Raw genomic sequence first — 16626 nt, forward strand, 5'->3', positions numbered from 1 at the left:
GATCGAGAATCTACTTTGCCACCTTGATCGACCACGGATGCGGTCCGGCGGTGTAGTAACCGTCCTGGTTCGGGAATTCGACGCGCAGTGTTTCCTCGTCGGTGATCAGCGTCGGCAGGATGACGGGGATCTCCGGCTCGGCTGCGAGTATCTCCGCCACCGAGCTGAACTTGGCCAATTCGGTCAGCTGGCTCCACGTCGGCGGCAACAGGATGCTGCCACCCTCCCGCCAGTGCGCCAGCGCGTCCTGCGGGCTCTGCCAACGTACCTCGGCGGCCTCGGAGGTGACCCCGTCCGCGATCTGTCCGGTCGGTGACGCTGCGACGAAGAATCGGGTGTCGTAGCGGCGTGTCTCGCCCACCGGCGTGATCCAGTTCGCCCACGGCCGCAGCAGATCCGTTCGCAGGACCAGGTTCTCCTTCTTCAGGAAATCGCTGAACGACAGCTCGTGCTTTTCGAGAGCAACGCGGTCCTGTGCGTAGCCGGCCGTGTCCGCGACGACGGTGTCCGCGGTCGGTCCGGCGAGCAGGACGCCGCACTCCTCGAAAGTTTCCCGCACCGCAGCCAAGACGAGAGCCTTCGCCCGAGCCACATCCGTGCTGAATCGCTCGGCCCACCACTCGACGGAAGGGCCGGCCCACTCGACCTCGGCCGTCGCATCGGACTTGTCGACGCCGCCGCCGGGAAAGACCGTCATGCCCCCGGCGAACGCCATCCCCTGCACTCGTTGAAGCAGGAAGATCTCGATACCGGATTCGGCATCGCGCACCAAGATGACGGTCGACGCATCCTTGGGCTCGGGGACAGCGTTTGCATTCTCGTTAGCCATGCTTCGCGAACCTACGCGATCTGTGATCTGGGCCGCATTTCAGGTCCCACTGACGCTCACGCGCGATGAGCTCCGGACGGCCTCGCACGTCGCGCGAAGTATCGGCCGTCCGCCTTGTCGAGGCTGATGGACTGGCTGAATGCCGCGCTCAGATTTTCGGCGGTGATCACGTCGTCCAGAAGACCCTGGGAGACGACCTCACCTTCCTTGAGAAGGAGTGCGTGCGTGAAGCCCGGCGGGATTTCCTCGACGTGATGGGTGATCAGAACGGTAGCCGGGGCGTCCGGATCGGCAGCCAGTTCTGCGAGTCTGGCCACGAGTTCCTCACGGCCACCGAGGTCGAGCCCAGCGGCGGGCTCGTCCAGAAGTAGAAGTTCGGGATCGGTCATCAGAGCTCGCGCGATGAGGACTCGCTTGCGCTCGCCTTCGGAAAGCGTCCCGTACGTCCGATCCGCCAGGTGCTCGGCGCCGAGGCTTTCGAGCATCTCCACAGCACGCGAGGTGTCCATGGTTTCGTACTCCTCGCGCCACCGACCGAGGACGGCGTAGCCGGCCGACACGACGAGGTCGCTGACCTTCTCGTCGCCGGGCACCCGGTTCGCCAACGACGACGAGGACAGTCCGATTCGCGGGCGCAACTCGTTGACGTCGACCTTGCCGAGAACTTCACCGAGGAGGTGGGCAGAACCGCTGGTCGGGAAAGTTTCACCGGCTGCGATTCGCAGCAGCGACGTCTTGCCGGCACCGTTGGGTCCGAGCACCACCCATCGCTCGTCCAGCTCCACTTTCCAGGTGACGGGCCCCACGAGAGTGGACCCTCCCCGGCGGATGAGTACGTTGTCGAAATCGATGAGCAGATCTGGATCAGGTAGCGGCACCCGAACATCTTCCCGCACATTCTCCGGCCGTTCACGGCAGGATCATCTTGCGTGTCGCCTCTCATCGAAACTCCCGCCCCGACGCCCGGGTCTCCATTCCCACTCGGCGCCCACATCGTGGACTCCGGAACCCAGTTCGCGGTCCACGCACCAGCTGCGTCGAGCGTCCAGATCTGCCTGATCGACCAGGACGGAAACGAAGATCGCGTCGAACTCCGGCAACACACGTACGGAATCTGGCACGGGATCATCGCCGGGATCGGCGCGGGGCAGCGGTACGGAATTCGGGCGATCGGCCCGTGGAATCCGCGTGCCGGACTGAGACTGAATCCACACAAGCTGCTCATCGATCCGTGGGCGCGCCGCATCGAAGGGGAACTCGGTGACCACCGCGCCCTCCTGTCGTACGCCGACGATCCTTTCGGCGACCCGTCGACGCTCGACTCGCTCGGCCACGTGCCGCTGTCCGTGGTGACTCCCGGCCTCGCTCCCGCCTCGGCCCGCCTCGAGACGCCGTGGGAGGAAAGCGTGATCTACGAACTGCATGTCGGCGCATACACCGCCGCTCATCCAGGAGTTCCCGCCGCCCACCGCGGAACGTACCTCGGCCTGACGGCACCGGCTGTGATCGATCACCTCGTCTCACTCGGCGTCACCGCCGTGGAACTGCTTCCCGTACAGGCGTTTCTGACCGAACACAGCGTCCGCGAGCGAGGGATGCGCAATCACTGGGGATACTCGACGACGTCGTACTTCGCCCCGCATCCCGGATACGCGGCGACTCCGGGCGGCGAAGTCACCGAGTTCCGGATCATGGTCGACGCACTCCACGCGGCAGGCATCGAGGTCATCCTCGACGTCGTCTACAACCACACCTGCGAGCAGAGCGTCGACGGAATCAGTGTCAGCTGGCGAGGTTTGGACGGCCCTGGCTACTACCTTCTCGACGGCAACGGCCGCGACATCGATCTGACCGGGTGCGGCAACACGGTCGACGCCTGCTCCCCCATCGCCGTCCGCATGATCACGGACAGCCTCCGTTACTGGGCCACCGAAATGGGTGTCGACGGCTTCCGATTCGATCTCGCGAGCGCGTTGGGTCGGCCGCGCGGCGGGGCCTTCGACCAGCGCGCGTCCATCCTGTCCGCCATCTCCTCCGATCCGGTCCTGACTCGGTGCAAGCTCATCGCCGAACCGTGGGATGCGACGGCCGACGGTTACCAGGTCGGAAACTTCGGACTCCAGTGGTCGGAATGGAACGACAAGTACCGCAGCACCATTCGCCAGTTCTGGAACGGCGGCTCCAGCGTTCGGAAGGTCGCGTCGCGCCTCGCCGGTTCCGAGGACATCTTTGCCGGCAGCGGCCGTCGCCCCTGGGCGTCGATCAACTTCGTCACGGCGCACGACGGGTTCACCGCCGCCGATCTCGTGGCATACAACCACAAGCACAACGAGGCCAACGGTGAAGACAATCGTGACGGCGCCGATCACAACGATTCGTTCAACCACGGAATCGAAGGCCCGAGCACCGATCCCGAGATTCAGGACGCCAGGGCACGTCACGTACGGGCGCTACTGGCCACACTCGTGCTGTCGACAGGCACACCGATGCTCACCGCCGGAGACGAGTTCGGCCACAGCCTGGGCGGAAACAACAACGCGTATTGTGTTCCCACACTTGCCTCCCCAGCCGATTCGTGGGCACTGGACTGGGCGAGGGCCGATCAGTCGTTGGTGCAGTTCGTCTCCCGAGCGTTCGCGTTACGCCGAGCGGCACCGGCGTTGCGTCAGCCCGAATTCTTCGAAGGCAGAAGGAGACTGGAGCACCCGGACCTCGTCTGGTTCGACTCTGCCGGCGTCGAGTTCGACGACACCGCATGGTACGACGAGAGTCACCGAACACTGCAGGCCTGGATCGACGGAGCCGACGTTCGGTCTCACACTCGGACCGGGCGCCCGCTCGGTGACGACAGTTGGCTCCTGATTCTGCATTCCGGCGGACCGGTTCAGGTCACGGTCGGCACTCCGGAATGGTTCGACGGCACCTTGACTGCATCGTTCGATTCGGCGTCACCGACCGGCGAACCTGCCTCCACGGCGGAAGTTCCCGTCGGCACCGAGATCTCGTTGACCGGACCCACGGTCTTGGCCTTACGTTCGGTGTCACGTCCGCCGGTAACCGCTGCAGTCATGGAATCCGGCAGCACCTTGATCAGGAATTGAATGGTCGGCCCGATCCCGAAGGCGTACAACACGGTTCCGACGCCGACGGTTCCACCGAGAAGCCATCCGGTAGCGAGGACCGCGATTTCGATGCTGGTACGCACGAGCCTGACCGACAAGCCGGTGCGCGCGACCAGTCCTGTCATCAACCCGTCGCGGGGACCCGGCCCCATGCCTGCGCCGATGTAGAGAACGCTGGCCAGACCGTTGAGGAGGATGCCCGCGACCATGATCGCGGCACGAACTGGCATGGAATCGAAGACCGGCAAGAAGGCCAGTGAAGTATCCACCGAGATTGCAATGACAACGACATTCGCGACCGTGCCGAATCCTGGCCGCTGCCGGATCGGAATCCAGAGCAGCAGTACCACCGCACCGGTAATAGCAGTGATCACGCCGAAACTGAGCGAAACATGCTCGGCCACACCCTGATGAAACACGTCCCAGGGGTCCAGTCCGAGGCCGGCAGTGATCATCATGGCCATCGAGAAGCCGTACAACCACAGACCGACGAACAACGAGGCGAATCTCCGTATCAACACTCGACCATCTTGAAGGCCACTGGACTGTTCATCCATAGCCAAGTTGCCGACACTGGACTGGTCGGGTGAGGTCTCTACGGAACAGCGATGACTGTCATGGAGCCTGGTGCCACTTCCGTGAACCCCGCATCGCGCACCGCGACGGCCTCCGACCTCTTCAATCGACCTACTGCCTCGGCCCACTGTTTCGGACTTGCGTCGCGTACCGAGCAACGGAAGTCGTTCTGCGCCCATGCCCAGCACTGTTTCTCGGACATGGCCGCTGCCAACAACATCGAGGCATGCCCGACCTGTGCCGACGCCTTGCCTACCGTCATCTCGAGCGCCGAGTCGATCCACAGCACCGGAAGCCCAGGCTCGGGCTCGCCAGGCTCGTCGTGCTCGAGGTCGGTGCCACCGATCTGCAACTTCTTGATTCGCGGGTCCAGTTCTCCGACCGGCCCGGGAACCAGAGCCCGCGCCTGGGCACCATCCACGTCGACGGTGATTCCCGGTACCTCTTGCGCGGCGAGCCACTGGGCTCCACGCGCTCGGCGAGACACTTTCCGGATCCGGGCACCCACCCACGCCGAATAGTCCTCGTGCCACGGGCCGGGCTCCCCGTCTTCGGTGAACCCGACGCGTTCGTCCAGACACAGCGCCACTGCCGCCGTTGCGGCAGCCTCGAGCAGTGCGGTGCGCTTGGGCCGATCTGCCTTCGGAATGTGGAGAACGATCGGCATGGCCAGCACCAGCGCCGGATCCGCGGGGTCGTCTCGCCCTCCGTAGCCGGCAGCCAACACCGCGTGGCGCTCGCGCCAGCGAGAATCGGGGCCGGACATCACAGCTGGATCGGAACTGACTGCTGGATCGGAACTGACTGCTGGATCGGAACTCATGGAATCGGTACGCGTCGTACGCCACCGTCGACGGCGTCCGCAGCCTCGACCTCGTCGCGGGTCACACCGAGAATGAACAGCACGGCATCGAGGAAGGGATGCGACAAAGCCGCGTCCGCGACCTCCCGCAACGCAGGCTTGGCGTTGAACGCCACACCCAGGCCTGCGGCGTTGAGCATGTCGATGTCGTTGGCACCGTCACCGACAGCGACGGTCTGTTCCATCGGAACACCGACCTGATCGGCGAACTTGCGCAGCGCGACGGCCTTCGCAGCGCGGTCGACGATTTCACCGATCACACGTCCGGTCAGCTTGCCGTCGACGATCTCGAGGGTGTTGGCGTGCACGAAGTCCAGTTCGAGTTCGTGTGCGAGGCCTTCGATGACCTGGCGGAAACCGCCGGACACCACGCCACAGTGGAATCCGAGGCGGCGCAGGGTGCGAATCGTGGTGCGCGCTCCCGGCGTCAGTTCGATGCTCTCTGCCACCTCGTCGATGACGGAGGCGTCGAGTCCGGCGAGTGTCGCCACACGCTGGTGCAGTGATTCGGTGAAGTCGATCTCGCCGCGCATCGCAGCTTCGGTGACGGCGCGGACCTCGTCCTCGACTCCGGCCTTGGCGGCGAGCATCTCGATGACCTCGCCCTGAACGAGCGTCGAGTCCACGTCGAACACGATCAGACGCTTGGCTCGGCGAGCGAGACCTGCGCGCTCGACTGCGATGTCGACGTTTTCGAGAGCGGCGACCTCGGCGAGTCCGGTACGCAGTTTCGCGTCGCCGTCGACAGTATCGGCTGCGCTGACGCTGAGTTCGAGGCCGGTAACCGGATAATCGGCGACACCACGGATGGAGTCGATGTTGGCGCCCTGCTTCGCGAGTTCGCGTGCTACCGAGCGCATGGCGCGAGCATTGACCGGGCTGCCGAGAACAACGACGGCGTGAGTGGACACTGCAGGTCGCCCGGGATCGGCACCGATTTCGATGTCGACGTTCATTCCGACCGTCGCCATCGCCTGTTCGAGCTCTTCCTGAAGAGCTTCGGGATCGTTCGGGCAGGCCACCATGACCCCGAGTGTCAGTCGACCTCGAATCACCACCTGCTCCACGTCGAGCAGACGCACATCGTGCCGCGACAGCGCCGCGAACAGTACCGAGGTGACGCCAGGGCGGTCCGGCCCGGTCACAGTCACCAGAACAGTGGTGTCAGAGGCACCCACCGAAAACTCCGATCGTTTCTTCGTTCGCGTCTTGATCGTCACTATTGTGCCAAGCGAAAGGCCCCACCCGTTACTCGGGCGGGGCCTTCGCTGATTACTTCAGTGTGTTACTTCGCTCAGGAGCGGCTGTCGGTGCCGGGGTCGCCTTCGTCCCCGACTGTCAGCGGCTCGTGACGAGCATCTTCGAGCACGGTGCTGGCGTTCTTCCCGCCGTGACCGGGGCCGACGTGCGCTTCTGCGCGCATCCGCTCCACCATGTGCGGGTAGTGGAGCTCGAACGCCGGACGCTCGCTACGGATGCGCGGCAACTCGGTGAAGTTGTGACGCGGCGGCGGGCAGGTTGTCGCCCACTCGAGCGAGTTTCCGTAGCCCCACGGATCGTCGACGGTGACCACTTCGCCGTAGCGGTAACTCTTGAAGACGTTCCAGATGAACGGCAGCGTCGAGGCACCGAGTACGAAGGCGAAGATCGTGGACACCGAGTTCAGAACCGTGAATCCGTCCGAGGGCAGGTAGTCGGCGTACCGACGCGGCATACCTTCGGCACCGAGCCAGTGCTGAACGAGGAACGTGCCGTGGAAACCGACGAACGTGGTCCAGAAGTGCCACTTGCCGAGGCGCTCGTCCATCATGCGACCGGTCATCTTCGGGAACCAGAAGTAGATACCGGCGTAGGTGGCGAACACGACCGTACCGAAGACCACGTAGTGGAAGTGGGCGACGACGAAGTAGCTGTCGGTGACGTGGAAGTCGAGCGGCGGGCTCGCGAGGATGACACCCGACAGACCACCGAAGAGGAAGGTGATCAGGAAGCCGATCGAGAACAGCATCGGCGATTCGAAGGTCAATTGCCCCTTCCACATCGTTCCGATCCAGTTGAAGATCTTCACGCCTGTCGGCACGGCGATCAGGAACGTCATGAACGAGAAGTACGGCAGGAGGACAGCGCCGGTTGCGTACATGTGGTGAGCCCACACAGCGATCGAGAGAGCGGCAATGGCCAACGTTGCGTACACCAGACCGCTGTAGCCGAAGATCGGCTTACGGCTGAAGACCGGGAAGATCTCCGAGACGATGCCGAAGAACGGCAGCGCGATGATGTACACCTCGGGGTGACCGAAGAACCAGAACAGGTGCTGCCACAGGAGCACACCGCCCGTTGCCGGGTCGAAGATGTGTCCACCGAGATGGCGGTCGACGAACAGGCCCATGAATGCAGCGGTCAGCAGCGGGAACGCCAGCAGGATCAGGATGCTGGTGATGAAGATGTTCCAGGTGAAGATCGGCATGCGGAACATGGTCATACCGGGTGCGCGCAGGCAGATCACGGTGGTGACCATGTTGACGCCACCGAGGATGGTGCCGAGGCCGGCGACAGCCAGACCCAAGACCCACAGGTCGGCGCCGACGCCGGGGCTGTGCAGCGCGCTGGTCAGCGGCGTGTATGCCGTCCAACCGAAGTCTGCTGCGCCACCGGGCGTGACGAATCCGGCCGTCGTGATGATCGCGCCGAACAGGTACAGCCAGTAGCTGAACGCGTTCAGACGCGGGAACGCGACGTCGGGTGCACCGATCTGGAGCGGAAGAATGTAGTTCGCGAAACCGAAGACGATCGGGGTCGCGTACAGCAGCAGCATGATCGTGCCGTGCATGGTGAACAGCTGGTTGAACTGTTCGTTGGAAAGGAACTGCATACCGGGTACAGCAAGTTCGGCACGCATCATCAGTGCCATGAGGCCACCGATGAGGAAGAAGGCGATGGAAGTCGCCAAGTACATGATTCCGAGCACCTTGGGATCGGTGGTCGTGATCATCTTGAAAATGAATGAGCCCTTGGGTCCCTGCCGCGGCGGGTAAGGCCTGGCCGGCGCTATCGTGGGGACTGGCTGGGGCGCTACGGCAGTCACTGATCCTCCTGAATGTGCCTTTGGTCGCTCCGCAGACTCCGTCAAAGAGCCCTTGGTTGCGCCCGCAGGGTCCGTCGCCCGGGCTGCGGACAACGGCTTCTGGCTTGCGCTCATCGAATCGTAGACCGTGACTCCGAGGCACCGCGACCCGGTCCTACTCTGCGTCGTACTCGAGCATCCGTTTTTCACGGCACCGAACGAACGACCTGCGGTTTATGTTCCCTCGGGAGTCCGAACCCACTTCCGAATCGGCGTGTCGTGCCCGTCGAAGAATTCGGCCGGTGTCCGTTTTCGGCCAACTCCTCCACTGATAAGGTCACCCTCGCCTAACTCATCTCAGGAGTCAATCAGTGAAATTCTTTCCCCGCCGGGCCGCGATGGTAGCGGTCGCAGCCTCGATCGCCTTGGTCGTTCCAGCCTGCTCGAGTAACGACGAGCCCGCTGCAGCCACCACCTCGACCGAGTCGGGCGCATTCCCCCGCACTGTCGAGCACTTCCGTGGAAGTACCGAAATCCCGGCCGCACCCCAGCGGATCGTCGCGCTCGACAACAGCTTCACCGACGCCGTCCTCCTCCTCGAATCCCCGCTCGTCGGCTACGTCGACTACCGCGAGCCCGGTCTGCCCGACTACCTCGGATCCTCCAGGGACGAATTCGCCGCGGACGCCGTTTCGGTCGGCACTGTCAGCAGCGCGAGCCTCGAGAAGATCGCCGCACTGCAGCCGGACCTCATCATCTCCGCCGAGGTCCGTGACGGGAAGAACTACGACCAACTGTCCGCGATCGCGCCCACTGTCTTCACCCAGACGACCGGTCCGACGTGGAAGGACAACATCCGCCTGGTCGGTGAAGCGTTGGGCAAGGAATCGCTGGCCGAGGCGAAAATCACCGAATACGAAACTCGAGCGACTGCAGTCGGCAAGGAAATCAACGAGAAGGCGAACAACCCGGTCATCTCGGTGGTCCGATTCGCCGGTGAACCGACGGCTCGCCTCTACCGCACCACTTCCTTCAGCGGCATCGTCCTTCAGGACGCCGGATTGAAGCGCCCGGACAACCAGGGGCCCGACCCCGCCGATGCCGGCAACATCATGATGAAGATCAGCCCCGAGCTGATCAACGAAGCCGACGCGGACGTCATCTTCATCAGCACCTGGCAGGACGCCGAGGGCAAGAGCGCCGAAGCTGCGAAGCCGTTCCTCGAGAGCCCGCTGTGGCAGACCCTTCGAGGACGCAAGGTCGACGTGGACGATTCACGGTGGATGTCGCCGGTCAGCATCCAGGGCGCCCACATGATCCTCGACGACCTCTCGGACACGTTCGAGGTGGACAAGCAGAACAGCTGAGTCGAACGGCTAACCTGAACGGCGCCCGCTCACACAGGAAGCCGTCGACTTGTCTGTTCTCTCACGCACGTCCGTTCTCTCGCGCACGTCTGTTCTCTCACGCACGATCGCCCGCACGTCCGTTCGTCGTGTCTCGATCCTGGGGATCGCCGCCACGATGCTCGTCCTCGGCGGTTGCTCGTCCGACTCGTCGGACGATCCCGCGAGCACCATCGTCCGGACCACTACGTCGATCGCCGGTGCCGGCGTGATGGGCATCGAACGCGACACCGCCACCGCGTGCCCGACGCCGACGCAGGCCGACCCGGGTGCCGGCCCTGAGGTGAAGCGTCGAGTCGTACACACTGCGGGCGAAACCGAGGTTCCTTCCGACCCCCAACGGATCGTGGTCCTCGACAGCGTCTCGATGGACGCCGTGTGCGCCCTCGGTCTGTGGGAGCGGGTAGTCGGCGCCGCAACCGGCGTCGACTCGCCCCAGCCGTCGTACCTCGGTTTCGGTATATCGGAGATTCCGAGCGTCGGCCCCGTGAGCGCACCCGACGTCAACGCCGTGAAGGCCGCCGCGCCGGACTTGATCCTCGGGTCCAGTCCGGCGTCCGACGGTTTGTACGGGCAACTCGACGCCATCGCCCCTACCGTGTTCGCCGGTTCCGATCCCGTGTTCTGGAAAGCGCAGTTCGCGCTCGCCGGCCAGGCGCTGGGCCGTTCGTCCGCAGCTGCGACGGAGCTCGACCGCTACCAGCAGGACGTCGTGCAGCTCGGCGACGCATTGAATGCATCGCAGACGCAGGCATCAGTGGTTCGGTTCGGTTCGAAGGACCTGCAGATCGAGGGACCCGCATCCTTCGCCGGACAGATCCTCAGCGACGTCGGCGTCCGGCGCCCACCGGCGCAGCGATTGACAGATGCGACCACAGCACCGATTCCGGCCGACGATCTCAGCGCCGCCGAAGGTGACTTGATCTACGTACTCTTCGACGAGCCGAACGGTCGGACCTACGGCACCGAGATCATGAAGAGCGACCAGTGGCAGGACCTCGCCGCTGCCACCGACCGGCGTGTGTTCGTCGCTGAAGACGACATCTGGAACGGAAACGGGATGACTGCCGCCCGGGCCGTACTGGCGGACTTGAAGGGAACCTTGAACGGATATGCGAGCTGACCGGAACGAACGACTACTCCCACCTTCGAGGCGGCTCGCCACAACTGTGATGTTCGGGTTCTGATCATGCCGATCCCCGAATTCATTGTCGCACTGCGCGAGAAGGTCGGTCATGCGCCGCTCTGGCTGTCCGGCGTGAGCGTCGTGATCCGCGACGACGACGGCCGGGTCCTGCTCACCCGCCGCGCCGACAACGGTCAGTGGGCCGTCGTGTCCGGCGTTCTCGAGCCCGGAGAGGAACCGTCGGCGGCGGCGGTGCGGGAGGCGAAGGAAGAAACCGGCGTCGACGCCGAATTGATTCGGATCACGAGTGTCGATGTCACAGAACCCATTACGTACCCCAACGGTGATGTGACTCAGTACCTCGACGTGTGCTTCCTGGCCAGGTGGACCGGCGGAGATGCACACGTGGCGGACGACGAAAACCTCGAGGTCGCGTGGTTCGCGCCGAGCGAACTGCCGTCGGACATGACGGAAACCTCGCGTCTGCGCCTCGCAAAAGCGTTGCTGGACAAGCCGGAAGCGTGGTTTCAGCGCTAGTCCACTCCCCCACACATGGCCGAAGCCCGATTCCTGCGTGTGCAGGAGTCGGGCTTCGGCATGTAAGGCGGGTCGCTCTGGAAATCCCGAGCGGGTCGCTCTAGAAATCCTGAGCGGGTCGCTCTAGAAATCCCAGTCGTCGTCTTCGGTGTTGACGGCCTTGCCGATGACGTAGGAGCTACCCGAGCCGGAGAAGAAGTCGTGATTCTCGTCCGCATTCGGCGAAAGTGCCGACAGGATAGCCGGATTGACGTCCGTCTCGTCCTTCGGGAAGAGGCCTTCGTAACCGAGGTTGTTGAGCGCCTTGTTGGCGTTGTAGCGCAGGAACTTCTTGACATCCTCGGTCAGGCCGACGCCGTCGTAGAGGTCCTGGGTGTAGTCGACCTCGTTCTCGTAGAGCTCGAAGAGCAGCTCGAACGTGTAGTTCTTGAGCTCTTCACGCTCGGCCTCGGTGAGCTGTTCGAGGCCCTTCTGGTACTTGTAGCCGATGTAGTACCCGTGCACGGCCTCGTCGCGGATGATCAGGCGGATGAGGTCTGCGGTGTTGGTGAGCTTGGCGCGTGAGGACCAGTACATCGGCAGGTAGAAGCCGGAGTAGAAGAGGAAGCTCTCGAGGAGCGTCGAGGCGACCTTGCGCTTGAGCGGCGACTCGCCGTTGTAGTAGTCGAGAACGATCTGCGCCTTGCGCTGCAGGTTCGGGTTCTCCTCCGACCAGCGGAACGCGTCGTCGATGTCGGGGGTGGAGCACAGCGTCGAGAAGATCGAGCTGTAGCTCTTGGCGTGCACCGATTCCATGAAGGCGATGTTGGTGTAGACCGCTTCTTCGTGGGGGGTGATCGCGTCCGGGATGAGGCTGACGGCGCCGACGGTTCCCTGAATGGTGTCGAGCAACGTCAGGCCCGTGAAGACGCGCATGGTGAGCTGCTGCTCCTGCGCGGTCAGCGTTCCCCAGGACGGGATGTCGTTGGAGACCGGCACCTTTTCGGGCAGCCAGAAGTTGCTGACGAGGCGATCCCACACCTCGGCATCCTTCTCGTCCTGGACGCGATTCCAGTTGATGGCGGAAACGCGACTGACCAGCTTGACCATAATTCCTACCTAGCGAGAGAGATACTGCCGAATGTTGGCTTGCCTGAACACTACCCGTTGTGTCGGGTCCGCGATGCCAACACAACAACATGTGTCGCACGCGCCCCTCCACGAGTTCAAGAAATGTGATATCAATTAACTATCACTTACCGATGGAAAGCGAGTCTCGCATGACCAGCACACCCACCGTGGCCGAGAAACCGACCGGTGTCGCCACCACAACGATCGCCGAACGCCCAGGCTGGGACCTGTCCGGGAGCTGGATGCTCCTCGGCGGCGTACTTCTCTTCCTGGCCGGAATCGCACTGTCCGTCGTTGGCGGAGTTCTGGGACTCTTCGCCCTGATTCCGGTCGGAGTGGTGCTGTTCATCGCGTCACTCCCGCTACTGATGGGTCTGACCTTGGTGCAACCGAATCAAGCCCGAGTTCTACAACTCCTGGGAAGCTCGTACAGCGGCACCCTGCGCACGCCGGGACTGCGGTGGACAAATCCGCTGACTGTCCGTCGATCGATCTCGACGCGTATCCGAAACCACGAGACCGGTCAGGCGAAGGTGAACGACGCCGACGGCAATCCCATCGAGATCTCGGCGGTGGTCGTCTGGCAGGTGGCCGACACAGCGCTCGCCTCGTTCCAGGTGGACGACTACGAGGAGTTCGTCTCCGTACAGACCGAGGCGGCCGTCCGCCATATCGCCGGCAGCTATCCGTACGACGCCGAAGGCCGAGTCTCGTTGCGCGAGAACGCCGATATCATCACCACCACCTTGTCGGAGGAGGTTCACGCCCGCGTGCGTGCGGCGGGTGTCGAAGTGATCGAGACACGCATCAACAGGCTCTCGTATGCACCCGAGATCGCCAGCGCAATGCTTCGGCGCCAGCAAGCGGGTGCAGTGATCGCCGCCCGCAAGCAAATCGTCGAAGGTGCGGTGTCCATGGTCGACATGGCACTCAAGCAGCTCGAGGAAAAGCACGTCGTCGAACTAGACGAGGAACGCAAGGCGACGATGATCAGTAACCTTCTGGTCGTGCTGTGCGGCGACCGCGACGCACAACCGGTGCTGAACACCGGTTCGCTCTACCAGTAAAGGAAAGGCCACATGGCCACGGATCCAGCTCCGCGATCCGAGCGTAAGAAGATCCTGCTTCGGTTGGACCCAGCGGTGCACGACGCGCTTGCCCGCTGGGCCGCCGACGATCTCCGAAGTACCAACGCCCAGATCGAGTTTCTCCTTCGGCGCGCACTCACCGAGCACGGTCGAATGCCGAAGAACGCCGGCAAGATGCACGGTCCAGGCCGCCCGCCGGCTTGACGAGCAGGCCTGAAAAGCAAGCTGCCCCCGTGAGCCTTTCGGTAGCAGTCACTACCGAAAAGGTCCACGGGGGGAGCCCTTTACAGCATGCAGGAAACGCAGCCCTCGACCTCGGTGCCTTCGAGTGCCATCTGACGCAGACGGATGTAGTACAGCGTCTTGATGCCCTTACGCCACGCATAGATCTGCGCCTTGTTGATGTCGCGCGTGGTGGCGGTGTCCTTGAAGAACAGTGTCAGCGACAGGCCCTGGTCGACGTGTTGCGTTGCGGCAGCATAGGTGTCGACGATCTTCTCGTACCCGATTTCGTAGGCATCCTGGTAGTACTCCAGGTTGTCGTTGGTCAGGTAGGGCGCCGGGTAGTAGACGCGACCGATCTTGCCTTCCTTGCGGATCTCGATCTTCGACGCCACCGGGTGGATGGAGCTGGTGGAGTAGTTGATGTACGAGATCGAGCCGGTCGGCGGGACGGCCTGAAGGTTCTGGTTGTAGATACCGTGCTTCTGAACCGAAGCCTTCAGCTCACGCCAGTCGTCCTGGGTGGGGATGTGCAGCTTCGCATCGGCGAAGAGTCCGCGAACCTTGTCGGTTGCCGGCTCCCAGGCCTGGTCGGTGTACTTGTCGAAGAATTCGCCCGAGGCGTACTTCGACTCCGGGAAACCCTTGAAGTACGAGCCGCGCTCGATGGCGATCTTGTTCGACGCACGCAGTGCGTGGAACAGCACGGTGTAGAAGTAGATGTTCGTGAAGTCGATGCCTTCTTCACTGCCGTAGAAGATCCGCTCACGAGCGAGGTATCCGTGCAGGTTCATCTGACCGAGGCCGATGGCGTGGGAGTCGTTGTTGCCCTGCTCGATCGACGGCACCGAGTAGATGTGCGTCTGGTCGGACACCGCTGTCAATCCGCGGATCGACACTTCGATGGTCTTGGCGAAGTCGGGTGAGTCCATGGTCTTCGCGATATTCAGCGAACCCAGGTTGCAGGAGATGTCCTTGCCGACCTTCGAGTAGGACAGGTCGTCGTTGAACAGTGAAGGCGTCGAAACCTGCAGGATCTCCGAGCACAGGTTCGAGTGCGTGATCTTGCCTTCGATCGGGTTGGCCCGGTTCACCGTGTCCTCGAACATGATGTAGGGGTAGCCCGATTCGAACTGCAATTCGGCGACGGTCTGGAAGAACTCGCGAGCCTTGATCTTGGACTTGCGAATTCGCTTGTCGTCGACCATCTCGTAGTACTTCTCGGAGACGTTGATGTCGGAGAACGGAACTCCGTAGATGCGCTCGACGTCGTACGGCGAGAACAGGTACATGTCCTCGTTCTTCTTCGCCAGTTCGAAAGTGATGTCCGGGATCACGACGCCGAGTGAGAGCGTCTTGATGCGGATCTTCTCGTCGGCGTTCTCACGCTTGGTGTCGAGGAATCGGTAGATGTCGGGGTGGTGCGCATGCAGGTACACAGCACCGGCGCCCTGACGCGCACCCAATTGGTTGGCGTAGGAGAACGAGTCCTCGAGAAGCTTCATGATCGGGATGACACCCGAGCTCTGGTTCTCGATCTTCTTGATCGGTGCGCCGTGCTCACGAACGTTGGTGAGCAACAAGGCAACACCGCCACCGCGCTTCGACAGCTGCAGTGCCGAGTTGATGGAGCGACCGATGGACTCCATGTTGTCTTCGATACGAAGCAGGAAGCAGGACACGGGCTCGCCGCGCTGCTTCTTGCCCGAGTTCAGGAACGTCGGGGTGGCGGGCTGGAAGCGTCCGGCGATGATCTCGTCGACGAGTTCGACGGCCAGGTCTTCGTTGCCTGCAGCGAGGGTGAGCGCAACCATGCACACGCGATCTTCGAAACGCTCGAGGTAGCGCTTACCGTCGAAGGTCTTGAGCGTGTAGGAGGTGTAGTACTTGAACGCACCCAGGAACGTCGGGAAGCGGAACTTCTTGGCGTACGCGTGATCGATCAGGAACTTCACGAAAGTACGTGAGTACTGATCGAGAACCTCTGGCTCGTAGTAGTTTTCCTCGACGAGGTAGTCCAGCTTCTCGTCCAGATTGTGGAAGAACACGGTGTTCTGGTTGACGTGCTGCAAGAAGTACTGACGGGCTGCAGCGACATCCATCTCGAACTGGATCTCGCCGTTGGCGCCGTACAGGTTGAGCATGGCATTGAGTGCGTGGTAGTCGAGACCGTTGGTGGAATCGCCACCGCGTGCATCACGCTCTACGCTTCCTGCCGCGATCGTGTCAGTGATGGTTGGCGCCACTGCCCGTGCTCCTTCTCTGTTTCGAGATGATTCCAGAACTCCCCCAAGCCTTCTCGTACTCGGTCGACATCTTCGGCAGTGCCCATGAGTTCGAACCGGTACAGAAAAGGAACGTGGCATTTCTGGGAAATGATGTTTCCTGCATAGCAAAAGGACTCACCGAAATTGGTGTTTCCCGCCGCGATCACTGCTCTGATCAACGACCTGTTGTGTGGATTGTTCAAAAAACGAATGACCGGCTTCGGCACATAACTGGTGTCGCGCCCTGTCACGGTGACCCCGCCACCATAGGTGGGCAGAATCAGCACATAGGGCTCGTCTACGCGAAATGAGCCGTCACGGTCATGGATGGGTATACGTGTCGCAGGCAGGCCGAGACGTTGAACGAATCGGTGGGTGTTCTCCGACACGCTGGAAAAATAGACCAGCGAAGTCATC

Annotated in this window: 14 protein-coding genes and 1 pseudogene; 6 read left to right on the plus strand and 9 right to left on the minus strand. The window is 62.6% G+C overall.

The window, feature by feature from the left end:
- Positions 1–10 precede the first annotated feature (10 nt).
- Both DBV08_RS01745 and DBV08_RS01750 read right to left on the minus strand, forming a co-directional pair.
- Positions 11–829: an NUDIX domain-containing protein gene (locus tag DBV08_RS01745; protein WP_095969181.1), complete on the minus strand. Its 819-nt coding sequence runs from the start codon at positions 827–829 to the stop codon at positions 11–13.
- Between the two features lie 56 nt (positions 830–885).
- The gene (locus DBV08_RS01750) at positions 886–1707 is read right to left on the minus strand and encodes an ABC transporter ATP-binding protein (protein ID WP_124566338.1); all 822 of its coding nucleotides are present in this window, start codon (positions 1705–1707) and stop codon (positions 886–888) included.
- A 51-nt stretch (positions 1708–1758) separates the two neighbouring features.
- On the opposite strand from DBV08_RS01750, the pseudogene glgX reads away from it, so the two are divergent.
- Positions 1759–3801 (plus strand): annotated as a pseudogene (glgX, locus tag DBV08_RS01755) (glycogen debranching protein GlgX); the annotation flags it as partial.
- On the opposite strand, the gene DBV08_RS33125 reads toward glgX, so the two are convergent.
- The 4 genes from DBV08_RS33125 to ctaD form a co-directional block, all read right to left on the minus strand.
- A complete protein-coding gene (locus tag DBV08_RS33125; RefSeq protein WP_240952001.1) occupies positions 3714–4508 on the minus strand; it encodes a YitT family protein in 795 nt (264 codons plus the stop codon). The pseudogene glgX and the gene DBV08_RS33125 sit on opposite strands and share 88 nt — an antisense overlap.
- 38 nt (positions 4509–4546) lie before the next feature.
- Positions 4547–5293 (minus strand): peptidyl-tRNA hydrolase, encoded by a 747-nt coding sequence (locus tag DBV08_RS01765; RefSeq protein ID WP_124566571.1) that lies wholly within the window; start codon positions 5291–5293, stop codon positions 4547–4549.
- A gap of 53 nt (positions 5294–5346) precedes the next feature.
- On the minus strand, positions 5347–6567 hold the full coding sequence (gene serB / locus DBV08_RS01770; RefSeq protein ID WP_020969288.1) for a phosphoserine phosphatase SerB: 1221 nt from the start codon (positions 6565–6567) through the stop codon (positions 5347–5349).
- A gap of 116 nt (positions 6568–6683) precedes the next feature.
- On the minus strand, positions 6684–8474 hold the full coding sequence (ctaD, locus tag DBV08_RS01775; RefSeq protein ID WP_020907234.1) for a cytochrome c oxidase subunit I: 1791 nt from the start codon (positions 8472–8474) through the stop codon (positions 6684–6686).
- A 377-nt stretch (positions 8475–8851) separates the two neighbouring features.
- On the opposite strand from ctaD, the gene DBV08_RS01780 reads away from it, so the two are divergent.
- The 3 genes from DBV08_RS01780 (at position 8852) to DBV08_RS01790 (ending at position 11522) form a co-directional block, all read left to right on the plus strand.
- On the plus strand, positions 8852–9820 hold the full coding sequence (locus tag DBV08_RS01780; RefSeq protein WP_185564420.1) for an ABC transporter substrate-binding protein: 969 nt from the start codon (positions 8852–8854) through the stop codon (positions 9818–9820).
- A 157-nt stretch (positions 9821–9977) separates the two neighbouring features.
- The gene (locus DBV08_RS01785) at positions 9978–10982 is read left to right on the plus strand and encodes an iron-siderophore ABC transporter substrate-binding protein (RefSeq protein ID WP_260395279.1); all 1005 of its coding nucleotides are present in this window, start codon (positions 9978–9980) and stop codon (positions 10980–10982) included.
- A gap of 66 nt (positions 10983–11048) precedes the next feature.
- A complete protein-coding gene (locus tag DBV08_RS01790; RefSeq protein WP_124566342.1) occupies positions 11049–11522 on the plus strand; it encodes an NUDIX domain-containing protein in 474 nt (157 codons plus the stop codon).
- Between the two features lie 123 nt (positions 11523–11645).
- On the opposite strand, the gene nrdF is transcribed toward DBV08_RS01790, so the two are convergent.
- Positions 11646–12611: a class 1b ribonucleoside-diphosphate reductase subunit beta gene (gene nrdF, locus DBV08_RS01795; protein ID WP_003944744.1), complete on the minus strand. Its 966-nt coding sequence runs from the start codon at positions 12609–12611 to the stop codon at positions 11646–11648.
- 170 nt (positions 12612–12781) lie between these two features.
- Here nrdF and DBV08_RS01800 point away from each other — a divergent pair, with 170 nt between their 5' ends.
- Together DBV08_RS01800 and DBV08_RS01805 are read left to right on the plus strand one after the other, a co-directional pair.
- Positions 12782–13699, plus strand: a complete 918-nt coding sequence (locus DBV08_RS01800) for an SPFH domain-containing protein (RefSeq protein ID WP_003944699.1) — start codon at positions 12782–12784, stop codon at positions 13697–13699.
- 12 nt (positions 13700–13711) lie between these two features.
- A complete protein-coding gene (locus DBV08_RS01805; RefSeq protein ID WP_003944723.1) occupies positions 13712–13924 on the plus strand; it encodes a hypothetical protein in 213 nt (70 codons plus the stop codon).
- A gap of 80 nt (positions 13925–14004) precedes the next feature.
- On the opposite strand, the gene nrdE is transcribed toward DBV08_RS01805, so the two are convergent.
- Both nrdE and nrdI read right to left on the minus strand, forming a co-directional pair.
- On the minus strand, positions 14005–16188 hold the full coding sequence (gene nrdE / locus DBV08_RS01810; RefSeq protein WP_003944756.1) for a class 1b ribonucleoside-diphosphate reductase subunit alpha: 2184 nt from the start codon (positions 16186–16188) through the stop codon (positions 14005–14007).
- Entirely contained in the window at positions 16146–16625 is a 480-nt protein-coding gene (gene nrdI / locus DBV08_RS01815; RefSeq protein ID WP_003944767.1) for a class Ib ribonucleoside-diphosphate reductase assembly flavoprotein NrdI, read from the minus strand. The genes nrdE and nrdI overlap by 43 nt, the downstream gene beginning before the upstream one ends.
- Position 16626 lies beyond the last annotated feature (1 nt).

This window comes from Rhodococcus sp. KBW08 (assembly GCF_003852455.1).
Lineage (GTDB): Bacteria > Actinomycetota > Actinomycetes > Mycobacteriales > Mycobacteriaceae > Rhodococcus_F > Rhodococcus_F baikonurensis.

Bases quoted from the DNA above. Each gene is read 5' to 3' on its own strand.
- DBV08_RS01800 (WP_003944699.1), top strand. From the start codon at position 12,782: ATGACCAGCACACCCACCGTGGCCGAGAAACCGACCGGTGTCGCCACC.
- DBV08_RS01805 (WP_003944723.1), top strand. From the start codon at position 13,712: ATGGCCACGGATCCAGCTCCGCGATCCGAGCGTAAGAAGATCCTGCTT.
- DBV08_RS01745 (WP_095969181.1), bottom strand. From the start codon at position 829: ATGGCTAACGAGAATGCAAACGCTGTCCCCGAGCCCAAGGATGCGTCG.
- DBV08_RS01785 (WP_260395279.1), top strand. From the start codon at position 9,978: ATGCTCGTCCTCGGCGGTTGCTCGTCCGACTCGTCGGACGATCCCGCG.
- nrdI (WP_003944767.1), bottom strand. From the start codon at position 16,625: ATGACTTCGCTGGTCTATTTTTCCAGCGTGTCGGAGAACACCCACCGA.
- DBV08_RS01780 (WP_185564420.1), top strand. From the start codon at position 8,852: ATGGTAGCGGTCGCAGCCTCGATCGCCTTGGTCGTTCCAGCCTGCTCG.
- DBV08_RS33125 (WP_240952001.1), bottom strand. From the start codon at position 4,508: ATGGATGAACAGTCCAGTGGCCTTCAAGATGGTCGAGTGTTGATACGG.
- nrdF (WP_003944744.1), bottom strand. From the start codon at position 12,611: ATGGTCAAGCTGGTCAGTCGCGTTTCCGCCATCAACTGGAATCGCGTC.
- DBV08_RS01790 (WP_124566342.1), top strand. From the start codon at position 11,049: ATGCCGATCCCCGAATTCATTGTCGCACTGCGCGAGAAGGTCGGTCAT.
- DBV08_RS01765 (WP_124566571.1), bottom strand. From the start codon at position 5,293: ATGTCCGGCCCCGATTCTCGCTGGCGCGAGCGCCACGCGGTGTTGGCT.